The sequence below is a fragment of the Bacillus cereus group sp. MYBK15-3 genome, assembly GCF_051916765.1.
Taxonomy (GTDB): domain Bacteria; phylum Bacillota; class Bacilli; order Bacillales; family Bacillaceae_G; genus Bacillus_A; species Bacillus_A cereus.
Genome location: NZ_JBQAHG010000005.1, coordinates 85734 through 107265 on the forward strand (window position 1 = coordinate 85734; position 21532 = coordinate 107265).

Here is a 21532-nt window from a genome sequence, read left to right on the forward strand (position 1 = left end):
TTCTATGATACACCTTTCTTCTTATTTATATAAAGAAAAAAGAACTGGAAAATTACCAGTCCTTTCCTTATATTTATTCACTTATCGGAAGTACAGCACCTTTATATTCTTTAGTAATAAAGTCTTGAATTTCTTTTGAATGCAATACTTCTACTAGCTCTTTAATCGCCTTTTTATCTTTATCACCTTTACGAACCACTACTACGTTTGCATATGGAGAATCATCACCTTCAATTGCAATTGCATCTTTTTCTGGATTTAATTTTGCATCAATTGCATAGTTTGAGTTAATTAAAACAGCGTCGCCTTCTTTATTGTTATACACTTGTGGTAACAAACCTGGCTCAATATCCGTTTTGAACTTTAAGTTTTTCGGGTTATCTGCAATATCTTTTGGAGTTGCACTAACTGGATCTACTCCGTCTTTAATTTTTAAAATGCCTTCTTTTTGTAAAATTGCTAAACCACGTCCATGGTCAGTAACGGAATTACTCATAATGATTGTCGCCCCGTCTGGAAGTTCTTTTAAGCTCTTATATTTTTGAGAATATACACCAATTGGTTCAATATGAATTTTCCCTGCTATTTCAAAATCATATTTTTTATCTTTAATTTCTTTTTCTAAATACGGAATGTGCTGGAAATAGTTTGCATCTAAATCCTTATCCGCTAACGATTTATTTGGCAACACGTAATCTTGGAATTTTTTCACTTCTAATTCAATTCCTTTTTTCTCAAGTAACGGTTTTGCTTTTTCTAAAATTTCAGCATGCGGTACGTTAGAAGCACCAACAACAAGTTTCTTTTCATCTTTATCTTTCCCGCCACAAGCAGCTAACCCAAAAATTGAAGTTGAAATAAGTGCCGTAAGTAATAATTTTTTCATTTAAAATATCCTCCCGTTTTTATTATCGTTTATCTATTCGAGTCGTTAAACTATCACCAATCCACTGGATTAAAAATACAACTAGTAATACACAAATTGTCGCAACGATTGTTACATCGTTATTCCCTCTCTGGAATCCTTCTAAGTAAGCAAGTGTTCCAAGGCCACCAGCACCAACAACTCCCGCCATTGCTGTATAGCCTACTAAAGCAATTGTCGTAACCGTAATACCAGATACTAATGCTGGTAATGATTCTGGAATTAACACTTTCAAAATAATTGTGCTTGTTTTTGCTCCCATTGCTTTTGAAGCTTCAATTACACCTTTATCAATTTCGCGAAGTGCAATTTCAACCATTCTCGCATAGAATGGTGCCGCTCCAATAATTAAAGCCGGCAAAGCTGCACTTGCTCCAAGAATTGTTCCAAGAAGAATCTTTGTGAATGGGATTAATAAAATAATTAAAATGATGAACGGTATAGAGCGGAATATATTTACGAATGCTCCAATCACCGTATTAATTGATTTGTTTTCCCATAAATTATCTTTCGCTGTCATGAAGAGTAGCAATCCTAAAATTAGTCCTAAAACAAATGTCGCAAGAGCTGCGATTGCCGTCATATATAACGTTTCACCAGTTGCTTCTAACATTTGATTCCAATCAACATTTGCGAGTAACTTATCCATGTGCAATCACCTCCAGCTCTACTTGATCTTGATGAATTCCTTCTATTGCTTGCTGGATCGCTGTTTCCTCACCATTTAAATGAACAACTAAACTACCGTAAGAACCGTTATTCGTTTGTGCAATATTTCCTTGCAAAATGCTAACTTCTATATCACTGCGTTGCATTAATCGTTGAAGCACTGGTCTTTCTACAGCCTCACCGATAAACTGCAAACGAATTACTTTTCCATCTGGATATTTTTCAATTAAACTTTCAATTGTTTCATTTGTATCTTCAGAATCTGTTAACTGCTGTACAAATCGTTTCGTAATATCTTGCTTCGGATTACGGAATACATCAAGTACTGGACCCGTTTCTACAATCTTTCCTCTCTCCATTACCGCTACTCGGTTACATATCTTTCGAATCACGTGCATCTCATGTGTAATGAGTACAATTGTTAAACCAAGGCGCTTATTAATGTCTAATAGTAAATCCAAAATTTGATCTGTCGTTTCTGGATCAAGAGCTGACGTTGCTTCATCACATAAAAGCACTTGTGGATTGTTAGCTAAAGCTCTTGCAATCCCGACGCGTTGCTTTTGTCCTCCGCTCAGCTGAGATGGGTACGCGTCTCCTCTCCCTTCTAATCCAACGAGATGAATTAATTCATCAACACGTTTTCTTCTCTGCGCTTTATCAACACCTGCAATTTCAAGTGGAAACTCTATATTTTCACGTACAGTTCGTGACCAAAGTAAGTTGAAGTGCTGAAAAATCATTCCGATTTCTTGCCTTGCCTTACGAAGTTCACTTCCTGTAATTGCTGATATAACACGATTCGCAATTGTAATTTGACCAGAAGTCGGTTTCTCTAACTGATTAAACAATCTGATTAAAGAACTTTTCCCAGCGCCGCTATATCCAATAACACCAAATATTTCACCTTTTTCTATTTTTAAATTGGCGTTATCTACAGCAGTGACATCACCGCTTTTCGCCTTATATATTTTCTTTACGTTCTCTAATAGAATCATGATGTTCACCCCTTTTTGTTTAGATCGACTCCGCAATTTTTTATGTTTAATGCGTGTAGTCCACCGTTATCACTACTTTTATTATTTGAATGTCCTCCACATTCAAACAATAAAAAAACCTTTCCGCTTTAGAGAAGCAGAAAGGTTTATATGCGTATATAACAACATTATCCCTCTCTCTCATCTCTCAAAGCATTTGCTTTGCAGGAATTGGCACCATTTCAACATAAGTTGACGGTTGCCGGGCTTCACAGGGCACAGTCCCTCCACCTCTCTTGATAAGAGAAATCAGATTACATTTTCGTCTGATTTGTAATTTATGAAATTGTCTATATTTTATGACTTGAATTGTATCAATATACACAAACCATGTCAACAGAAATTTTCGCAAAAAATGAAACTTCAGAATTTTAAGCACCTACTGACATCGGTTTACATATATGAAACATCGATTCCACTAATAACATCGTTCGGTACGTTCCTGAATATTGTACACGTCCATCGTTCATTAACATTTGCAATCGTACATTTCCATTCACCAATTGTTCTATATCCTTTTCATCTAAGCAAATGATTTGTTCCGTTCCTCTTTCCTCATGTACCAGCTCTATATAATCTCTTGAAATTTGTAACGAACAACTTTCATCTCCAAAGCGAAAATTAACAGTTTTTTCTTCCTGTCTTAAAAGCGGTTCTAAATGATATTGACCATTAGCGTAATTTACAAATGATTGAAGCAAAGAATATAATCTCACCCTAAATCACATCCTTCATATCACTTTCTATTACATACCATTCCCTCTCACTAAAGAGCAATCCTGTTATTTTCGCTCGACAAATACTGTATCCACCCTGCATCTCGACATATTTCCCAAGAAATATGTCGAGGCGGCAAAAATTTTGCCGCCTACTTTAATTCCGTATATAAATATTCAACCGAATGAAATGCGTATATCTTCTTCATCAGTGTCCCATTTTCAAAAACAAGTAAACAAGGTACACTTTCAATCCCATACTCTTTCGCTAAATACGGAGCATAATTTAAATCTAACATCCCAATTTTGAGGCCTTCAATTGTCATCTCAACGACTGTTAACATCTTTTTTGCTAATTGGCATGTTCCACACATTGGAGTATATACATATAATACTGTTTTTTCTTCGTTCTCTATTAGGGCTGTAGCTTCGGCTCCTGTCCAATCAATCACTTCTATCATTCCTTACCGTAAATATTCTGTATAAACGTCAATGTCGGCTCCCCATAATACATTTGCTAAGTGTGTAGATGGCGCAGTTGCCACTTCTCGGTACGAGCGATCAATATAGATATGCTCGGCTTGCGGAAATTCTTTTCGAAATTGTTTCCTTAACTTTTCTCCAGCATCATCAGCATCCACTAGCACATACACTTCCTTATCAAAAAACTGATCAACGAGCTCATCCATTTTCGACAAACCAATTGTACCATTTGTACAAACAATTTCCACCGGTTCACGAATAATAGATTCAATCTTTCTTCTATCTGATGTACCTTCTACAATAATGACTTTTTCTACATAAATCATATGTCATCACCCGATCACCATATACTATATAACCTTGAACTTAGTATATAGTATATTCGTTATTTTCATGTTGTTTCCTGTTTATTTTTGCAAAAGAAAAGCGGAAGCGGCTTGCTCAGAACAAGAGGACATTGGAACTCCTGAACTAGAGGCGCTTTTTGCCTCAAGTGAAGGAGTGAAATGACCGACTGTTCTAGCCGCTGGAGCTGGATCACAAAGAAAAGCGGAAGCGGCTCATTCAGATTGTGAGGGGGGATGGAGCTTCTGACGTAAAGGCGTTTGCCTTGCAGGAAGAAGCGAAGCCACCGAACAATCTAGCCGCTAGAGCTGGATCATAAAGAAAAGCGGAACCGACTGTTTAGCCCTGTTGGCTAAGGTTCTTTCGTACAGAAGACGCTTTTTGTCTTCTCGTACGGAAGGTTCTTAGACATGAAGGGCTAGGAGGTGGACAATGAAAAGCGGAAGCGGCTCATTCAGATTGTGAAGACTTATGAAACATTACCACAAAACAGTTTTTCTCATAATAGCTTATTTATTTACATATAACTTGAATTTCATTATTTCACACAAAATAAAAAAGGACAGCACAAAGGCTGTCCTTTAGTCGACTATAATTAGTCTTGGTTTGTCATTTCTGCATATTTTTCTGCAGTTAATAACTTCTCAACTTGGCTTGCATCAGAAAGTTCAACTTTAACCATCCATGCACCCTCGTATGGAGATTCGTTAACAAGTTCTGGTTGGTCACTTAATTCTTCGTTTACTGCTACAACTTTACCGCTTACAGGTGCGTATAACTCAGAAACTGTTTTAACAGATTCTACGCTTCCGAATGGCTCGTCAGCTTCGATTGTTGCACCTACTTCAGGAAGTTCAACGAATACGATATCGCCTAGCTCACCTTGTGCAAAGTGAGTGATACCGATAACAACTTCATTACCTTCAGTTTTTACCCATTCGTGTTCTTCAGAGTAACGTAAATTATTTGGAATGCTCATGACTGTACCTCCAGTGAATGTATTAATTATGTAAAAATACCTTATTGGTACTTTTTCCACACACTTTCAAACTGCTCTTCGTTAAAACCAAGTGTTACATTCGTTCCATCTGTTACAATTGGACGTTTAATCAACATGCCATCAGATGCTAAAAGCTCATACATTTCGTCTTCGCTTGCATCTTTCAACTTATCTTTTAGACCCAGTTCACGGTAACGCATTCCACTTGTATTAAAGAATTTTTTTAATGGTAATTCACTTTTTTCATGTAAATTACGTAAATCTTCTTTTGATGGTGGATTTTCAACAATATGAATCATCTCATATGCTACATCGTTTGCCTCAAACCATTTCTTTGCCTTTTGACATGTGCCACACTTTGGATATGAATAAAATGTTACTGTCATAAATTCACCTACTTTTTTACTAACCTTTACCTTTATCATATAGAAAACGTTTTATTATTTCAAACCATTATTCGCTAAACTTTTACTTATTTCGTGATAATTTTTAATAATCCTGCGAATTTTTCTTATTTTTCCGCCATTTGTTAAGAAAAAAATAAATATATAAATTTTTTAGATTCTTCACCAAACATATATCTTAAACAAGCGTTTGATTAATTCTCCATTTTTCTTTCTTAACCTTTGAACTACAGGAGTTTCTTCCTACCGAACATACAGCTTAAACAAACGTTTGATTAATTCTCCATTTTTCTTTCTTAACCTTTGAACTACAGGAGTTTCTTCCTACCGAACATACAGCTTAAACAAACGTTTATTTAAAAAAATAAGAAGCCTCTTTTACAGGCTCCTTCATCATCTATTCAAATAATCTGCAATTGTTTGAAATACTACGATATACATATTATGAATACTTTCTTCTGTGTTTCCACCATTTGATAAACCAATTGCCCATTGTTGCCCTTCACCACTTCCGATATTCGCAAAACCTTGCGTATACATCGCATTTACATCTTTTCGTGCACTGTTATACTCTATCCCTTTTGTAATAAAAATTGAATATGATTTATCTTGTAAACCGATAAAAAACACTGGTTTCTTTAGCGATGAAAATACATTTTTATACTGCTCTGTTGAGGCTTCTTGAAAGTGATCTTTCATTATTAGAAAACCATCCACTTCCTTAGATTTCTTTTCCAGTGCCTCTAACTTCATTTCCTCAAACTTTACATTCCTAAACGTATCTTTCGGCTTTTCTCCAACAACTCCAATTACGAGTGCTCTTCCGTTATATTCTAATTTCTCTCCTTCTTTATCCTTTGCACACCCAGCACCAACTAGGCATATCAATATAAAAAATAAGAAATACGATAAACGCTTCATTTAGCACCCTTCCCTTCTTTTTAGTCAAGTGACAAAAACGTAAGGTTAATTCAAGAAAATGTAAGTAAAATCGATAGCCCAATTCACGTTTCTATATTATAATCAATTGAATTTACTTACATTACTAAACATAGGAGATCAACATGAAGAAATTTAAACTTTCATCTTTTCTTCCGTTAAGTTATATACTTCTACTCGTACTCGTAAGTCCCCTTTACGACGTATTAAATAAATCGACTGTTCACGCAGTAGACGTTACAACTGTAGTAGATGATTGGATTCCATTTGTAAAAGCATTTATTATTCCTTATTTACTTTGGTTTCCATACTTATACGGCGCACTTATTTATTACTGCTTTGCAGACCGAAAGCAATATTATGTCACTTTAAGTAGTATTATTTTTGGAAAGCTTGCTTGTTTTTCTATTTATTATTTTTGGCAAACAACTGTACCGCGTCCGACTGTCGTTGGGACAGATGTATTTTCTGAACTAGTTCGCTATATTTATAGTATCGATCAACCTGTAAACTGTTTCCCTAGCATTCACGTTCTTACTACATTCGTAATTATGTTAGCTGCCTTTAAGCGTAGAGAACAGCATGCTTTTGAATATTACATCCTTACTTTCTTCGGTACACTTATTATTTTATCAACGCTATTTACGAAGCAGCATGCCTTTGTAGATGCCATTTCTGGAATGACGCTTGCAAGTATACTTTACTTCGGCGTTCAGCTCTTATTGGCCAAAGAACCGATAAGAGTTCCAGTAAAACAAAATCATAGAATGTAGCATGACAAAAAAGCAGACTGTGGCTTATCAGTCTGCTTTTATATATTATTAAGGAGATTTTCAATTTAAGATTGCGGTACAGTCATATCACCAGAGTGAATACGACCTGCTTTTTTAAGAGCAATGTAAAGTATATAAGAAACAGCTACTGGAATGACGATATAAGTAATTACCATCGCCGGGAGAACTTCCCATCCTTGGCTGGAAATTAAATTAATTGGTGCGATAAGAGAACTTAATCCAAGACCTGCAATTTCCTTTCCTGCTTCCAGTTGGAAAATTAATGCGGATACTGGACCGACTATAGCACTGGCAACGACAGTTGGGACGAGAATCATTGGATTTTTAGTGATATTTGGTAACTGTACTTTCGGAGTACAAAGTGCTTGAGCTAATATGCCACCTAAATTATTTTCTTTCGCTGAGATGACAGAGAATCCGATAAACTGAGCGACGCATCCGGCAAGAGCAGCACCACCTGCAACACCGTCTAAGCTAAGTGCAATTGCTAACGCAGCTGATGAAGCTGGAGAGATAAGTAATAGTCCCCAAACGACTGCAATGACGATAGAAGCGATGAATGGGCTACCAGCTGAGCTATCTTTAATAAACGCTCCAACTGTATTTAAAACAGGAGTAATATTATGAGATAACCAAATACCAACTAAACCAGAACCTAATATGGCCGCAAATGGAACGAGCATCATATCTAACGCAGTTTTTCCACTTAAACGTTTACCAATATATACAGCTAAAGTTGCTGTTAATAATGCACCGATTGGCTCACCTGTTTTAATAATTAGACCAGCTTCAGTAATTGAAATGGATCCGGCACCAATTGCTCCGGCTACCATCGCTGAGAAGATTACAAGACCGTTTGCACCGAGCATAAAAGCAATTCCGGCACCAATTGCCGGTGCCATTAGTGATTTTGCAACAACTCCGATTGTAATAAGTAATGGTATATCAACAATTCTTCCTATATTTTCGATCAGTAAACCAATTCCGAGGGATACGAAAATACCTTGTGCGATTCCAGCAGATGCTTTAAATACACGAGACATTATATATTCCTTCATTTGTTTCACCTTCTTCTATAAGTTAGTAACCAATTGTTTTCATATAATCACGTAAAATATCGTTTGATTTTGCGAATCGAGATTCTTCATCCTCTGTTAAATTGAGTTCTACAACTTCTCTTATACCGTCTCTAGTAATAATAGCTGGTACTCCTGTACAAATATCATATTCACCATACTCACCATCTAAAATGGCTGATACAGCAATGACACGGTGATCATCATTAAAGATGGAACTCGCAATATATGCTAGAGAATTTCCAATTCCGTAATAAGTAGTTCCTTTACGTTTATAAATTTCCCAACCAGCTTTTGCAGTCTTCTCAACAATTTCATCTAAATCTATTTCACCAAATCGTTCTTTTTGTTCTTCTAAAATTTGCAGAATTGGCTTTCCACCAACAGTTACGTGAGACCAAGCAACCATTTGAGAATCACCATGTTCTCCTAATGAATACCCATGAATACTACGAGGGTCTACATGTAACATTTCAGATAAAATTGTTCTTAAGCGAGAAGAATCTAATGATGTACCTGTACCGATTACGCGATTTCTAGGTAATCCAGATAATTTCCACACTTCATATGTAATAATATCAACTGGGTTCGATGCAAGTAAGAAAATACCATCAAATCCACTTTCCATTACGCCGCCAACAACACTTTCCATAATCTTCGCACTCGCTCCTAAAGTATCTAAGCGACTTTGTCCAGGTTTTGGTGCTGGCCCTGCTGTAATAATAACGATGTCCATATCTTTGCAGTCTTCATAGCTTCCTGCATATACTTTTGTTCTTGTATTTGTAAAGTTAATGCAATGTGATAAATCCATCGCTTCCCCAACTGCACGTTCATGATTTATATCAATTAATAATAGCTCTTCGCAAATTCCTTGATTTACAATGGAATACGCACAACTTGATCCAACTAATCCAGTACCGATAATTGCAATTTTTCTTGTATGTCTTTTCATAGCAATCTCTCCTAATTGATCATATAATCTATTTCTTTTGCTCTTTACACTCCTAATTATAGAGGTTATCACGATAGAAACCATGGATACTTTGTGAAATATTGAACAAAGTATTTGTCCTTTTTGTGAATTGTTATATTCCATTTTCGTCATATTTGTTACAATTGGAAAAATATTTATTATGTATTTATTGACATATAAAAAAAGAAGACGAGCGAATAAATTCGCTCGTCTTCTTTTTCCTGTTATTCCGCACTTAATTGACTTTTTAATTGCTGCACAATCATTGGATTCGCAGGTGCTGCCGGTTTGTAATAACTTTTTTGCTTTGCGTACTCATACATATTACGTTGGCGCATCTCATCTTGATTACGAATTTGAATTAACGTTTGATGTAACTGCTCATTATCAGACTGAGCAATATAATTTGCATAGCTTGTTAAACTTGCATTTAATCCTGCTAAATAATCATTTACCATATCTTTTTCATTCATGTTCCGCTTCCTCCTATCCTAGGAAAGTCATTAATTGCTGTTTCGTATTTCGTGCATCTTGCGCATCCTTTTGTAACATTTGTTTCAATTGTGGATCTGTACACGTTTCTGCATACTGCTCCAACTTGTTAATAATTGTTGCATGTCCACCAATTAAATGACGTAAGTTTTCTACTTCAAGCTCTGTTAAATTTTGCATGGAATACTCCTACCTTTCTTTATTCGTTCACTGTTAGTATTTAGCTATTTTTTGATTGTATACATGAATTAACTTTTTCACGTGCATACAAAATAAAAGATGAATAGCTAAGCCATTCATCTTTTATACTGGTTATGTATTTATTTTTATAGAGATACAATCATACTTATACTCACAAGTAAGTTCCATACAATGTGTAAAATAATACTAGGTATAATAGATTGCGTCTTTTTGTATAACATTGCAAATACCATTCCCATAATCGTTGCTGTAATTAGAAGACCTCCATGAAGAATTCCAAAAATGAAGGAAGAAATAATGATACTAACTAAAAAATTATATCTCTTTTCTAAAAATCGATATAAAATACCTCGAAATAGAATTTCTTCTTTAACCGGTGTAATGATAGCAACACTTAACACATATATAATACTTTGTATGCTATTTTGAAGCCTTAAACTCCCTAATTGTTCCTTTTGTTCCGCTGCACTTTCAAAACTAAACACATGTAACATTAAATATTGTGATACTGCAATGATAATAAAACCAATTAATAGATATAAATATGTCTTCCCACTCTTCAAAACGGATACATCCCAAATAGATTTAATAAAATGAAAAACCGGTTTATAGGCTAATAAAACGATAGCAACAACAATTGCATCGAATAAGAGTAAATAATATCCTTCTAATTTAGTACTTAATGCTTCTTCTCCATAAATCTCAAAGGCTAAACCAAGAAATAATCCTCCTAGGAGTGAAATCCCTATAATCATTGCTATCATTACAAATAGATTTTTATATGTTATATTCTCGATTTTTCTTTCCACACTATACGCTTCTAACACTGTTTTACTCACAGTATCCCTCCAGTTATTCTCATTTACCTTATTAAAATACTTGAATTTGAATATAGTGATAATATAACAAAATTTACAAAAAGAATAATATGCAATTTTACATATTATGGAAACTTTATATTTTATAGTTTTAGGAATAGGATGGCTATGCAATAATTATTATATGAAATTTCAAAAAACACTTCCTATCCACCATAATCCTCGCATCATATAAAACTTATTAGTTAAAGGAGCAATGAACATGAAAACACATGACTTCCTTACAGAAATCCAGAAGGGCTCTGAGCCTAGTCCATATCAAGATCCTATTGCTTTTATTTTCGTTTGCCTTTCCGTAGCTATATACACATTTTTCAAACCTGCTAAATAATATCATGTAATGAGAAAAAGCCTACCGCTCTTTTCGAATTATATGCACTAAAAAACCTTAGAATCACTTCTAAGGTTTTTGTTTACCTTGCTTCTTATTCACGTAACCCTTTAATAAACGTTTCCAATAATACATGTAAACTTATATCTAGATCTAACGGCAAACCAAATCCGCCTTGCTGTTCAATCGAAGCAAATCCATGACAAATACTTCTGAATCCGCGTGTCGCATGAAGTGCATTCTCTCCTTCTAAGCCATACTGTTGTAATACTTGAAGACAAAGCTTTACAATTCCGTCACCTGCTTTTCTTACTTCTTCATCTCGTAAAAAAGTTGCTTCATATAGTCCAGGATGTTTTCGGACAAATGCTACATACGCTTCTCCTAATGCATGAATTGCTTCATCCATACGTTTATCCTCGGCCGCTTCTTCCAGTTTGTTATGCAGCTGTTTTATTCCGTAAATACCAAGATTTTTCCGTACATCTTGTAACCCTTTTACATGATTATATAGTGAGGGCGAACGTATCCCTAACCTTTGCGCTAATGAAGCTAACGTTACTTCTTGTATTCCATTTGTATCTGCAATTTCTGCCGCTGTTTCTACAATTTTTTGTAATGTAAGTCCGATTCTCGGTGACATAAATTAACCCTCTTTCTTACTTTCTATATTCCGTTTCGCTTCCTTAATAGCAAGCTCTATGACAGTCCCTGGATTCTTTATCATTTCCCCATGCCCTGCCGCAAGTAAGGAAGGCTCATATTCGCTTAACTTCTCTGCACTTTGTAATGATATTTCTTTGCTCCACGTTGCCATCGCAGGAAACGGAAACCAAAATTTCATTTGTCCCGAAACAGCCATACCTCCTCTTGTTTGGAATGCATCCCCAACAATAAGAGCTTTATTCCGTACATCAAGAAACGACATGGATCCTGGTGTATGTCCCGGTGTCATAATTGCAAGAAGCGATCCAACTCGGTCGCCATCTTCTAATAAAACATCAGGTACCGTTTTTACTTTTTTAGGTACACCGCCTTTTATCGGTATATTCGGTTCATCCTTTTGTAACGTCGTATCTCCTTCTAACAGCTTTGCGTCCCGCTTAGAAATATAGACTGGAACATGAGGAAGTACTTCCTTTAATGCATCTAATGCACCGATGTGATCATCATGCGCATGTGTTAATACAATTTTAGTAATTGGTTTTCCTATTTTCTCAGCCGCCTGTAAAATACCTTTTGCGCTATATGGCAAAGCCGCATCAATTAAAGTTAAACCATCTTCTTCCTCCACAAAGTAACAATTCACAGGAAACACTCTTGGCAAAAATGACAATTGATATACCGTTTGTTCATGTATTATTCTCATATTTCCATCTCCCTTTTCACGAAAACTAATACCATTAGTTTCATTATACTAATGGTATTAGTTTTGTGTCACTAAAAAATTTCTTTTTTCAAAAAAAAAAAAGAACAGTAGCCGTATAAACGACTACTGTTCTTTAAAGATATTAAACTGTGTAACGCTCATCTTCTAAAATTTTCGCAGCGATTTCACGTTTCTTCGGAATTACGTTAAGTGGTGTGTGGCGAGTTAATTTACGTAATGATGATAACATCATGCGCAGCATGTCGCCGTTTTCAACTGCGATAAGTGTTTCTTTCGCATCTGCTTCAATTTCGTTGAATGCTTCTTGGCAGAATACTTCAGTGTATAACACTTTTTGTTTATTCTTTTCAAGACCAGTTGTTTTAATTGCTTTTTCTGTACGAAGAACAGCTGACTCCATTGCGTATAGGTTGCTTACGATGTCAGCGATATTCACAAGAATTTCTTGCTCTTTATCTAATGCTTTACCGTATTTTTGAGCTGCTAATCCAGCTACCATTAAGCCGATTTTCTTCGCATTAGTTACTAAATATTTTTGAAGTGCCAATGGCTCATCGCCCACTTCTTCTGGCATCATCATCATTAACTCTTCTTGTAATTTTTGTGCTTTTTGAAGAAGTGGTAATTCACCTTTCATCGCTTTACGTAAGAACGTACCTGGTACGATTAGGCGGTTAATTTCGTTCGTTCCTTCAAAAATACGGTTAATACGAGAATCACGATACATTCTTTCAATCTCGTATTCTGCCATAAATCCGTAACCACCGTGAATTTGAACACCTTCATCTACTGTATAGTCTAATACTTCAGAACCGAATACTTTGTTTAAAGAGCACTCGATTGCATATTCAGCGATAGAAGCTGCTACTGCTTTACCGTCTTTTACTTCTTCTTCAGATAATGTGCTCATGCGGCTTTCGAATAAACCTACTGTACGATATACAGAGCTTTCAGCTGCATATGTTTTTGCTGCCATATTCGCAAGTTTCTCTTGAATTAATGGGAAGCGAGCGATTGGTTGTTTGAACTGTTGACGTTGGTTTGCATATTGTGCTGAAATTTCTACTGCACGTTTCGCAGATCCAACTGTACCAACACCTAATTTATAACGACCGATATTTAAAATGTTGAATGCGATAATATGACCTTTACCGATTTCGCCAAGTAAGTTTTCTTTCGGTACTAACGCATCTTCTAAAATTAACGTACGAGTTGAAGAACATTTAATACCCATTTTCTTTTCTTCTGGGCTTGTAGATACGCCAGCGTAGTCTTTCTCTACGATAAATGCTGAGAAGTGCTCGCCATCAATTTTTGCATATACAACGAATACGTCAGCGAATGCAGAGTTTGTAATCCATTGTTTTTCACCGTTTAATACATAATGTGTACCTTCTGCATTTAAACGTGCAGTTGTTTTTGCGCCTAATGCGTCAGATCCTGAACCTGGCTCTGTTAATGCGTATGCAGCTAATTTTTCACCAGTTGCAAGCAATGGTAAATATTTTTTCTTTTGCTCTTCGTTACCGAATAATACGATTGGTAAAGAGCCGATACCTACGTGAGCACCGTGAGTAATTGCAAAGCCACCAGCGCGAGAGAACTTCTCTGCGATTAACGCTGAGCTTACTTTATCAAGACCAATTCCGCCGTACTCTTCTGGTACGTCAGCGCCTAATAAACCAAGTTCTCCAGCTTCTTTTAAAAGACGAACTGAGCGATCAAACTCATGTTGCTCTAAATATTCAAGCTCTGGAAGAACTTCATTTACGATAAAGTCCTCTGTCGTTTTAGCAATCATTTTATGCTCAGATGAAAAATCTTCTGGCGTAAACACTTGATCAATCGTAATCTCATCTACTAAAAAGCTACCGCCTTTAACCGCATTTCCTACTGTTTTTTCCATGAAAATTTCCTCCTTCATATTTTCATGAGCCGCTTCTCTCTTTTTGAAAGAAGCTGGCTCTCCCTTTTGTTTTTATAAACCTTTGTTGCTTCCATTTTTTTATAATCCAGTTCCAGCGGCTAGAATGTTCGGTGCCTTCGCTTCTTCCTACGAGGCAAAGAGCGCCTCTTCGTCAAGGCTTCCAACGCCCTCCTGTTCTGAGCAAGCCACCTGCACTTTTTTTATAGTAATTCAAATACTCCCGCTGCTCCCATTCCGCCGCCGATACACATTGTTACGATACCGAATTGTTCGTTGCGACGTTTCATTTCGTGAATAAGAGATAGTGTTAGTTTTGCTCCTGTACAGCCAAGTGGATGTCCAAGTGCGATTGCACCACCGTTTACGTTTACTTTTTCTTCATCTAAACCAAGTTCACGAATAACTTGGATCGATTGAGAAGCAAATGCTTCATTTAGTTCGAATAAGCCAATATCAGATAGCTCTAAGCCAGCTAGTTTTAACGCTTTTGGAATTGCAGCGATTGGGCCGATTCCCATTACTTCTGGTGGTACGCCAGCTACTGCAAATGAACGGAATTTCGCAAGTGGCTTCATGCCATCGCTCACTGCTTTTTCGCGATCCATTAATAGTACAGATGCTGCACCGTCACTCATTTGTGAAGAGTTACCAGCTGTTACAGAACCGCGAACGTTAAATGCTGGACGTAATTTCCCTAAAATGTCTAGCGTTGTCTCTGCTCTTACACCTTCGTCTTGTGCGAAAGTGATTGTTTCTTCTTGAAGTTTATTGTTTGATCCAACCGAGCGTAACGTCACATCTACAGGTACTGTTTCATCAACAAAGTTTCCTGCCGCTAATGCTTTCGCAGCACGTTGATGACTTCTTACTGCAAATGCATCTTGCTCTTCACGAGAAATTCCATATTTCACAGCAACTTGCTCTGCTGTATGTCCCATACCCATATAATATTCTGGAGCCGCTTCTACAAGGCGACTATTCGGACGAACAACGTGTCCCATCATTGGAACTAAACTCATTGATTCTGCTCCGCCTGATAATACAGCTTCAGAGTGACCAAGCATAATACGCTCAGCTCCGTAAGCGATACTTTGTAAACCTGAAGAACAGTAACGGTTAATCGTAATAGCTGGAACATCGTAAGAAAGTCCTGCTAATCCGCCGATATTACGAGCCATATTTAAACCTTGCTCTGCTTCTGGCATCGCACAACCGAAAATTAAATCATCGATTGGTCCTTCATAATTCGCACGCTTTAACGTTTCCTTTACTACTAACGCCCCTAGATCGTCAGGACGAACTGTTTTTAATGAACCCCTCTTTGCTTTTCCAATTGGTGTTCTTGCTCCCGCAACAATGACAGCTTCTCTCATGAACGATATCTCCCCTCGTTATTAGTTACGTAATGGCTTTCCTTTTACAAGCATGTGCTGCATTCTTGCTTGTGATTTCATCTCACTTACTAAGCTAATAAATGCTTCACGTTCTACATCTAATAAATATTGCTCATCAACTTCTGTTCCGTACGGCACTTTTCCGCCCGCAATGACATATGCAAGTTTCTTAGCAATGTGAAGATCGTACTCTGAAATGTAACCAGATAAATGCATTGCTTCAGCACCAAGTGCAAGAGTTGCATATCCTGTTTCCCCAACAACTGGTATCTTTTTACGGATCGGCGCTTTATAACCAGCTTCATATAAAGCAAGTGCTTTCTGTTTCGCATCGTATAGTAAGTGATCACCATTCACACTAATACCATCTTTATCACCTAAGAAGTTATGAGAAACTGCTTCTTGTCCTGAAGTTGAAACTTTCGCCATTGCGACTGTTTCGAACACTTTATTTGCAACTTTTTGCAGATCAAACTCTACACCGTTTGCCATTTTGTTTAAGTGTTTAATGTATAGCTCTTTATTACCGCCTCCGCCAGGGATTAAGCCAACACCAACTTCTACTAAGCCCATATACGTTTCACTAGAAGCTTGAATGCTCGCTGCTGGTAAGCAAACTTCTGTACCTCCGCCAAGCGTCATACCATATGGTGCTGCTACAACTGGCTTAGAAGAGTACTTAATTTTCGTCATTGCATCTTGGAAGTTTTTCACAACCCACTCAATTTCAAAGTAGTTGTCGTCTTGTGCTTCCATTAAGATCATTGCTAGGTTCGCACCAACGCAGAAGTTCTTCGATTGGTTACCGATAACAAGACCTTTATAATTCTTTTCTACTTCATCAACAGCGTAGTTAATCATTTGCGTAATATCCATACCGATTGCATTGCTCTTCGAATGGAACTCTAAGCAAAGGATGCCGTCGCCTAAATCAATTAAGCTCGCTCCGCTATTTTTCTTTAATACACCATTTTTCGCTTTTAATTGCTTAAGAGAAATTGCTTTTTTATTACGCTCGATTAGCTTATATTCGCCATTATCGTAATAGTAGCTATCGCCGTTATCATGTTTATAGAAAGTAGTGAAACCTTTCTCTAACATTTCTTTCACCCAAGTAGGAACGACTACGCCGTTTTCTTCCATCTTTTGAACAGATTTTTCAACGCCGATTGCATCCCAAACTTCAAACGGTCCTTGCTCCCAGCCGAAGCCCCACTTCATCGCTTGGTCAATTGCAACGATATCGTCAGCAATTTCTTTATGAAGTTTTGCAGAGTATAAAAGAGTTGGTGTAATGATGTTCCATAATAACTCTCCTGCGCGGTCTTTTGCGTATACAAGCGCTTTCAATTTATTCGCTAATCCTTTTTCTTGTTTACTTAACTCTACGGATGCAGCTTTTAATTTTTTACGCGCTTCATATTCCATCGTTTCAGGATTTAGTTCTAAAATTTCTTTTCCTTGTTTTAAGAAGAAGCCTTGGCCTGTTTTGCTTCCAAGCCATTTTTTATCAAGCATGTCATGCATGAAAGCTGGTACTTTAAATACATCACGCTCTTCTTCTTGTACGTTTTCATATACGTTATTTGCAACGTGTACGAATGTATCTAAACCGACAACATCTAATGTACGGAACGTTGCACTCTTCGGACGACCAATTAATGGACCTGTTACAGAATCAACTTCCCCAATGCTATAGCCGCGTTTTACCATCTCTTGAAGAGTAACAAGTAAACCGTACGTACCGATGCGGTTTCCAATAAAGTTTGGTGTATCTTTTGCGATAACAACGCCTTTTCCAAGAACGTCTTCGCCAAATAGTTTCATGAAGCTTAATACTTGTGGATCTGTTTCTTTCGTCGGTATTACCTCTAGAAGTTTTAAATATCGTGGTGGGTTAAAAAAGTGTGTGCCTAAGAAGTGTTTCTGGAAGTCGTCTGAACGACCTTCTGCCATTTTTTCAACTGAAATGCCTGACGTATTCGAGCTTACAATTGAGCCCGGTTTACGAACAGCGTCTACTTTTTCAAATAATTTCTTTTTAATATCTAAGTTTTCAACTACTACTTCAATAATCCAATCTACATCAGCTAGACGCTCAAGATCATCTTCTAAGTTACCTGCTTCAATCAGTGCTAGATTTCCTTTCACTGTCAGAGGAGCTGGTTTTTGCTTTAATAGTTTTTGCACAGCCGTATTACTAAAACGATTTCTCACACTTTTATGTTCTAATGTAAGTCCCTTCGCTTCTTCTTCTTTCGTAAGCGCAGGTGGTACAATATCAAGCAATAATGTCGGAATACCAATATTAGCTAAGTGTGCCGCAATTCCCGAACCCATTACGCCTGAACCTAGAACAGCAGCCTTTTTAATTTGGAACATCCAATTCTCCCCCTATTCTTGAATGAATGCTCATTCAATTTTTCGACATAAGTCGCAATCAATGAGTGAGCCTCTACTAATAAATATATGATACTGTTTAAATTTTCGCAATATATTTATTGATAAAATTTTCTGAAATAAATATTTTTCTTTCATTTGGCCATGCTATATATGTATTTTCTTCACTAAAATACACTTTCCCTTTTTATAATCTGACGAAACTGGAGGAATATATATGGCAAAACTTAAGAAGAACCCTTCAAAGGCTGGAATTAGTGCAGCTAGTGTAACTGGAAACGCAGGTCCGCATAACCACGGCGTGGAAAAAGGACGTCAAGGTAATAACCAACAATATAAAAAGCATAATATGGGCGAAAAATAACGCTATATTTTTGGGCAGAGAACGTGGCATAATGATTAATGGCTGCTTTTTCTGCCCAATTTATTTGTAACAAATGAGGGAATTATAATGAAACGAACAATAGTTATGATTGTAATGATTGCCACACTATTTACAGGGATGATTTTCTTCTCTTATGCACAAAGACAACAAGCTGTAAGAGCTGATCAACCCAACATTACTGGGCAATATGGGGTTACAATCGATGCAAACACAGGTGAAATTTTGTATGGGAAACGCGAAGACGAACGCTCTTATCCGGCTAGTATAGCCAAAATGATGACAACCCTTCTTTTACTAGAGAATGTAAAAGAAGATGAAGAAATTACGGTTACAGAAAACGCAATTAAAACAGAAAGTCAAAGCAAGAAAATTAAACTTCGTGCTGGAGAAAAATTAAAGCGTGATGAGGCATTAAAACTTATGCTTATCATTAGTGCAGATCCAATAGCTGAATCAATTGCAGAACATATTGCAGGATCAAAAAATGAATTTGTGAAAATGATGAATGCTAGAGCGAAGGAACTTGGTACAAAGCATGCGACTTTCAAAAACGCAAGTGGTGCTGATGCAATTGGGAATAAAGTATCACCATATGACATTGCTATTATTACGAAAGAAGCATTAAAGTATCCAGTTGTTTTAGAATATATGAATTCAACGCGTACAACTCTACATACTTCAGAACGCTCTCCAAACATCGCAAACTACGGACGAGAAGAACTATATGACGATCCATATGCGATTGGAAGTAAAAGCGGTCTATCAGCACTTGGCAAATATACAGTCGTAACAGTGGATGAAAAAGACGGTAAACGTGTCATTAATGTTGTATTATCTTCTACCCGCAAGCAACTGTATCCTGATACGAAGAAAATGGCACATTATGCATTTCAGCAATTAAAATAACCAAGGAGTATTTTCTCCTTGGTTATTTTTTAACCATACCTTTTAATACGAACGCAACGTTTGCTGGACGCTCTGCTAGACGACGCATGAAATATCCATACCAGTCGTTTCCATAAGGTACGTAAACACGCATTTTGTAGCCTTCTTTTACTAGCTCAAGTTGACGCTCATTACGAATACCATATAACATTTGGAATTCAAATTGATCCCTTGGAATGTTGTGTTCTTCAGCAAGTTTTTTTGTATATTCAATAATCGCTTCATCATGTGAAGCAATTGCAGTATAATTTCCATTTAATAAGTGCATTTTAATAATTTTTTTATAATTGTCATCTACATCTTTCTTGTCTGGGAATGCCACTTCTTCAGGTTCTTTATAAGCACCTTTTACAAGACGTAAATTAGGATTATAAGCATTTAAATCTTCAATATCTTTTTCTGTACGATATAGGTAAGCTTGAATAACAGTACCAATATTATCGTATTCAGATTTTAATTGTTTAAAGATATCAATTGTTTTACCACAGCGTGTATAGTCTTCCATATCAATGGTAACGAACACACCATTTTCTTTCGCCGCTTCTAAAATACGGCGCATATTGTTCATTACGATTTCATCAGAGATATCTAATCCCATAGAAGTCATCTTTAAAGAAAGCTGCGAATCAAGACCTTCTCTTCCAATTGCACGGATTGCTTCAATCGATTGGTTAGCCATTTCATTTGCTTCCGCTTCATTATCAACGAATTCCCCTAAATAATCGATTGTTACACAAAGTCCTTGCTTGTTCAATTGCTTAATAGCTGCTGTCGCTAATTCAATTGTCTCCCCTGCGACAAAGCGACCTGCACCAAAGCGTAAACCGTACTTTTTAGCCAGTTTTGTTAGCGCTTTATTTTTAGATAAGAAAAGAAACGAATTTCGCATTAATTGTTCCATGTAATTCACCCCTATGACTTGATTTATCTGTTTTTTACCCCTCTTCAAAATTATATCATTGTTTAAAATTATTGGATACAAATAATTATTTAGATAATTTATAAAATACTATAAAAACATTTAAAACCCTATATTTCCGCTTATAAATATACCTGAAATATTTTTCGACATTTAGAAAAATGGAGTTTACTAGGCATAAAATAGGCATGTCGAAAATATTCGACATGCCTATAAAACCCTTAATATTCCATGTAAATTATATAAGGATATTAATACAGAAAACTTACGATTATATTTCCCTCAAGTTTTTTTATTGCTCATTTCGCTTCTCTTCATTCAGCCTTTTAATATCCGTAATTAACTGCACCATCTCTTCTTTCGCATCGGGATACGTCTCATTCCAATGCTTCACTAAAGCTGGCATCGTCTTCGCTATGTAAGAATAAAGTGCCCACTTCTGTACCTGTTCTTTTCTCTCTTCATTGCTCTCTCCAAGTAACAGTTCCGTGTATTTCTCTAACAACCCGTCAAATTGTTCGTTAAACTTTTCACTCATCTTATTTACCTCCTATATGAAAAAAGCAGCGAAAATCGCTGCTTTTCTTTATAATTTTGATCGAACAGAGTTTAATTTTTTCTCCATTGTGCTTACTTTATCACGACGATCATCAATACGAATTGTTGTTGCAACGCGCTGCGCACCTTTCGTATATGGAACTTCATGCATTTGTTGAATTACTTCTAGAATGACAGGAAGATCTCCTTCAATAATTGTATTCATCGGTGTTAATTGATACTTCACGCGATCCGCATTTTTCTCTAGCACCTTTTGTACTTCTGCTACATATTCACTAACACTTGGATTACCTGTTCCTACTGGAATAATCGATACATCAACAATTGCCATAGTAGTCTTCCTCCTAT

General features: G+C 36.5%; 25 protein-coding genes and 1 riboswitch. Of the genes, 3 read left to right on the forward strand and 22 right to left on the reverse strand.

From position 1 onward, the window contains the following. Nucleotides 1–73 precede the first annotated feature (73 nt). From metQ to ACTFR8_RS20465, 9 genes are all read right to left on the reverse strand, one after another. Nucleotides 74–886 (reverse strand): methionine ABC transporter substrate-binding lipoprotein MetQ, encoded by an 813-nt coding sequence (gene metQ, locus ACTFR8_RS20425; RefSeq protein ID WP_000735086.1) that lies wholly within the window; start codon nucleotides 884–886, stop codon nucleotides 74–76. 22 nt (nucleotides 887–908) lie between these two features. Beyond that, nucleotides 909–1574 (reverse strand): methionine ABC transporter permease, encoded by a 666-nt coding sequence (locus ACTFR8_RS20430; protein ID WP_000359401.1) that lies wholly within the window; start codon nucleotides 1572–1574, stop codon nucleotides 909–911. Then, nucleotides 1567–2592 (reverse strand): methionine ABC transporter ATP-binding protein, encoded by a 1026-nt coding sequence (locus ACTFR8_RS20435; protein ID WP_000601781.1) that lies wholly within the window; start codon nucleotides 2590–2592, stop codon nucleotides 1567–1569. The genes ACTFR8_RS20430 and ACTFR8_RS20435 overlap by 8 nt, the downstream gene beginning before the upstream one ends. A gap of 177 nt (nucleotides 2593–2769) precedes the next feature. Beyond that, nucleotides 2770–2877: riboswitch (SAM riboswitch) on the reverse strand. Nucleotides 2878–3002: 125 nt separating this feature from the next. Next, nucleotides 3003–3347, reverse strand: a complete 345-nt coding sequence (locus tag ACTFR8_RS20440) for a hypothetical protein (RefSeq protein ID WP_001242139.1) — start codon at nucleotides 3345–3347, stop codon at nucleotides 3003–3005. A gap of 152 nt (nucleotides 3348–3499) precedes the next feature. Continuing rightward, nucleotides 3500–3808, reverse strand: a complete 309-nt coding sequence (locus tag ACTFR8_RS20445; protein WP_002062684.1) for a thioredoxin family protein — start codon at nucleotides 3806–3808, stop codon at nucleotides 3500–3502. 3 nt (nucleotides 3809–3811) lie between these two features. Continuing rightward, nucleotides 3812–4156 carry a toprim domain-containing protein gene (locus tag ACTFR8_RS20450; protein ID WP_000640870.1) on the reverse strand — a complete coding sequence of 115 codons (345 nt, stop codon included), beginning with the start codon at nucleotides 4154–4156 and terminating at the stop codon, nucleotides 3812–3814. Between the two features lie 614 nt (nucleotides 4157–4770). After that, nucleotides 4771–5154: a glycine cleavage system protein GcvH gene (gene gcvH / locus ACTFR8_RS20455; protein ID WP_000026896.1), complete on the reverse strand. Its 384-nt coding sequence runs from the start codon at nucleotides 5152–5154 to the stop codon at nucleotides 4771–4773. A 41-nt stretch (nucleotides 5155–5195) separates the two neighbouring features. Beyond that, entirely contained in the window at nucleotides 5196–5561 is a 366-nt protein-coding gene (locus ACTFR8_RS20460; RefSeq protein WP_000218968.1) for an arsenate reductase family protein, read from the reverse strand. A 411-nt stretch (nucleotides 5562–5972) separates the two neighbouring features. After that, the gene (locus ACTFR8_RS20465; RefSeq protein ID WP_000826876.1) at nucleotides 5973–6500 is read right to left on the reverse strand and encodes a hypothetical protein; all 528 of its coding nucleotides are present in this window, start codon (nucleotides 6498–6500) and stop codon (nucleotides 5973–5975) included. A gap of 143 nt (nucleotides 6501–6643) precedes the next feature. Between ACTFR8_RS20465 and ACTFR8_RS20470 the strand changes: the two genes are divergently transcribed. Next, nucleotides 6644–7291, forward strand: coding sequence for a phosphatase PAP2 family protein (locus ACTFR8_RS20470; protein ID WP_000713762.1), 648 nt, complete (start codon nucleotides 6644–6646; stop codon nucleotides 7289–7291). A gap of 65 nt (nucleotides 7292–7356) precedes the next feature. Here ACTFR8_RS20470 and ACTFR8_RS20475 read toward each other — a convergent pair whose 3' ends face one another. The 10 genes from ACTFR8_RS20475 to ACTFR8_RS20520 form a co-directional block, all read right to left on the reverse strand. Next, nucleotides 7357–8370 (reverse strand): PTS transporter subunit IIC, encoded by a 1014-nt coding sequence (locus ACTFR8_RS20475; RefSeq protein WP_000666178.1) that lies wholly within the window; start codon nucleotides 8368–8370, stop codon nucleotides 7357–7359. Nucleotides 8371–8392: 22 nt separating this feature from the next. Then, nucleotides 8393–9343 carry an L-lactate dehydrogenase gene (locus ACTFR8_RS20480; RefSeq protein ID WP_000820650.1) on the reverse strand — a complete coding sequence of 317 codons (951 nt, stop codon included), beginning with the start codon at nucleotides 9341–9343 and terminating at the stop codon, nucleotides 8393–8395. Between the two features lie 245 nt (nucleotides 9344–9588). Continuing rightward, entirely contained in the window at nucleotides 9589–9837 is a 249-nt protein-coding gene (locus ACTFR8_RS20485; protein ID WP_001002987.1) for a spore coat protein, read from the reverse strand. A gap of 13 nt (nucleotides 9838–9850) precedes the next feature. After that, complete coding sequence (locus ACTFR8_RS20490) at nucleotides 9851–10036, reverse strand: hypothetical protein (RefSeq protein WP_001180551.1); 186 nt, start codon at nucleotides 10034–10036, stop codon at nucleotides 9851–9853. Between the two features lie 146 nt (nucleotides 10037–10182). Then, nucleotides 10183–10896 (reverse strand): CPBP family intramembrane glutamic endopeptidase, encoded by a 714-nt coding sequence (locus tag ACTFR8_RS20495; RefSeq protein ID WP_065702912.1) that lies wholly within the window; start codon nucleotides 10894–10896, stop codon nucleotides 10183–10185. A gap of 464 nt (nucleotides 10897–11360) precedes the next feature. After that, nucleotides 11361–11909: a TetR/AcrR family transcriptional regulator gene (locus ACTFR8_RS20500; protein ID WP_000074937.1), complete on the reverse strand. Its 549-nt coding sequence runs from the start codon at nucleotides 11907–11909 to the stop codon at nucleotides 11361–11363. A 3-nt stretch (nucleotides 11910–11912) separates the two neighbouring features. Next, on the reverse strand, nucleotides 11913–12635 hold the full coding sequence (locus tag ACTFR8_RS20505; protein ID WP_001220135.1) for an MBL fold metallo-hydrolase: 723 nt from the start codon (nucleotides 12633–12635) through the stop codon (nucleotides 11913–11915). Between the two features lie 142 nt (nucleotides 12636–12777). Further along, nucleotides 12778–14562: an acyl-CoA dehydrogenase family protein gene (locus ACTFR8_RS20510; RefSeq protein ID WP_000416291.1), complete on the reverse strand. Its 1785-nt coding sequence runs from the start codon at nucleotides 14560–14562 to the stop codon at nucleotides 12778–12780. Between the two features lie 221 nt (nucleotides 14563–14783). Next, nucleotides 14784–15956, reverse strand: a complete 1173-nt coding sequence (locus ACTFR8_RS20515; protein ID WP_001206346.1) for an acetyl-CoA C-acetyltransferase — start codon at nucleotides 15954–15956, stop codon at nucleotides 14784–14786. A gap of 21 nt (nucleotides 15957–15977) precedes the next feature. Then, entirely contained in the window at nucleotides 15978–18359 is a 2382-nt protein-coding gene (locus tag ACTFR8_RS20520; protein WP_000486375.1) for a 3-hydroxyacyl-CoA dehydrogenase/enoyl-CoA hydratase family protein, read from the reverse strand. Between the two features lie 235 nt (nucleotides 18360–18594). Between ACTFR8_RS20520 and ACTFR8_RS20525 the strand changes: the two genes are divergently transcribed. Next, on the forward strand, nucleotides 18595–18741 hold the full coding sequence (locus ACTFR8_RS20525) for a YuzL family protein (RefSeq protein ID WP_001096344.1): 147 nt from the start codon (nucleotides 18595–18597) through the stop codon (nucleotides 18739–18741). A gap of 87 nt (nucleotides 18742–18828) precedes the next feature. Next, entirely contained in the window at nucleotides 18829–19668 is an 840-nt protein-coding gene (locus tag ACTFR8_RS20530) for a D-alanyl-D-alanine carboxypeptidase family protein (RefSeq protein ID WP_000831466.1), read from the forward strand. A 22-nt stretch (nucleotides 19669–19690) separates the two neighbouring features. On the opposite strand, the gene ACTFR8_RS20535 is transcribed toward ACTFR8_RS20530, so the two are convergent. From ACTFR8_RS20535 to ACTFR8_RS20545, 3 genes are all read right to left on the reverse strand, one after another. Continuing rightward, nucleotides 19691–20608, reverse strand: coding sequence for a proline dehydrogenase family protein (locus tag ACTFR8_RS20535; protein WP_000436772.1), 918 nt, complete (start codon nucleotides 20606–20608; stop codon nucleotides 19691–19693). A gap of 310 nt (nucleotides 20609–20918) precedes the next feature. Beyond that, complete coding sequence (locus tag ACTFR8_RS20540) at nucleotides 20919–21164, reverse strand: YusU family protein (RefSeq protein ID WP_001290594.1); 246 nt, start codon at nucleotides 21162–21164, stop codon at nucleotides 20919–20921. 48 nt (nucleotides 21165–21212) lie between these two features. Further along, a complete protein-coding gene (locus ACTFR8_RS20545) occupies nucleotides 21213–21515 on the reverse strand; it encodes an MTH1187 family thiamine-binding protein (protein ID WP_001018860.1) in 303 nt (100 codons plus the stop codon). Nucleotides 21516–21532: the final 17 nt, after the last annotated feature.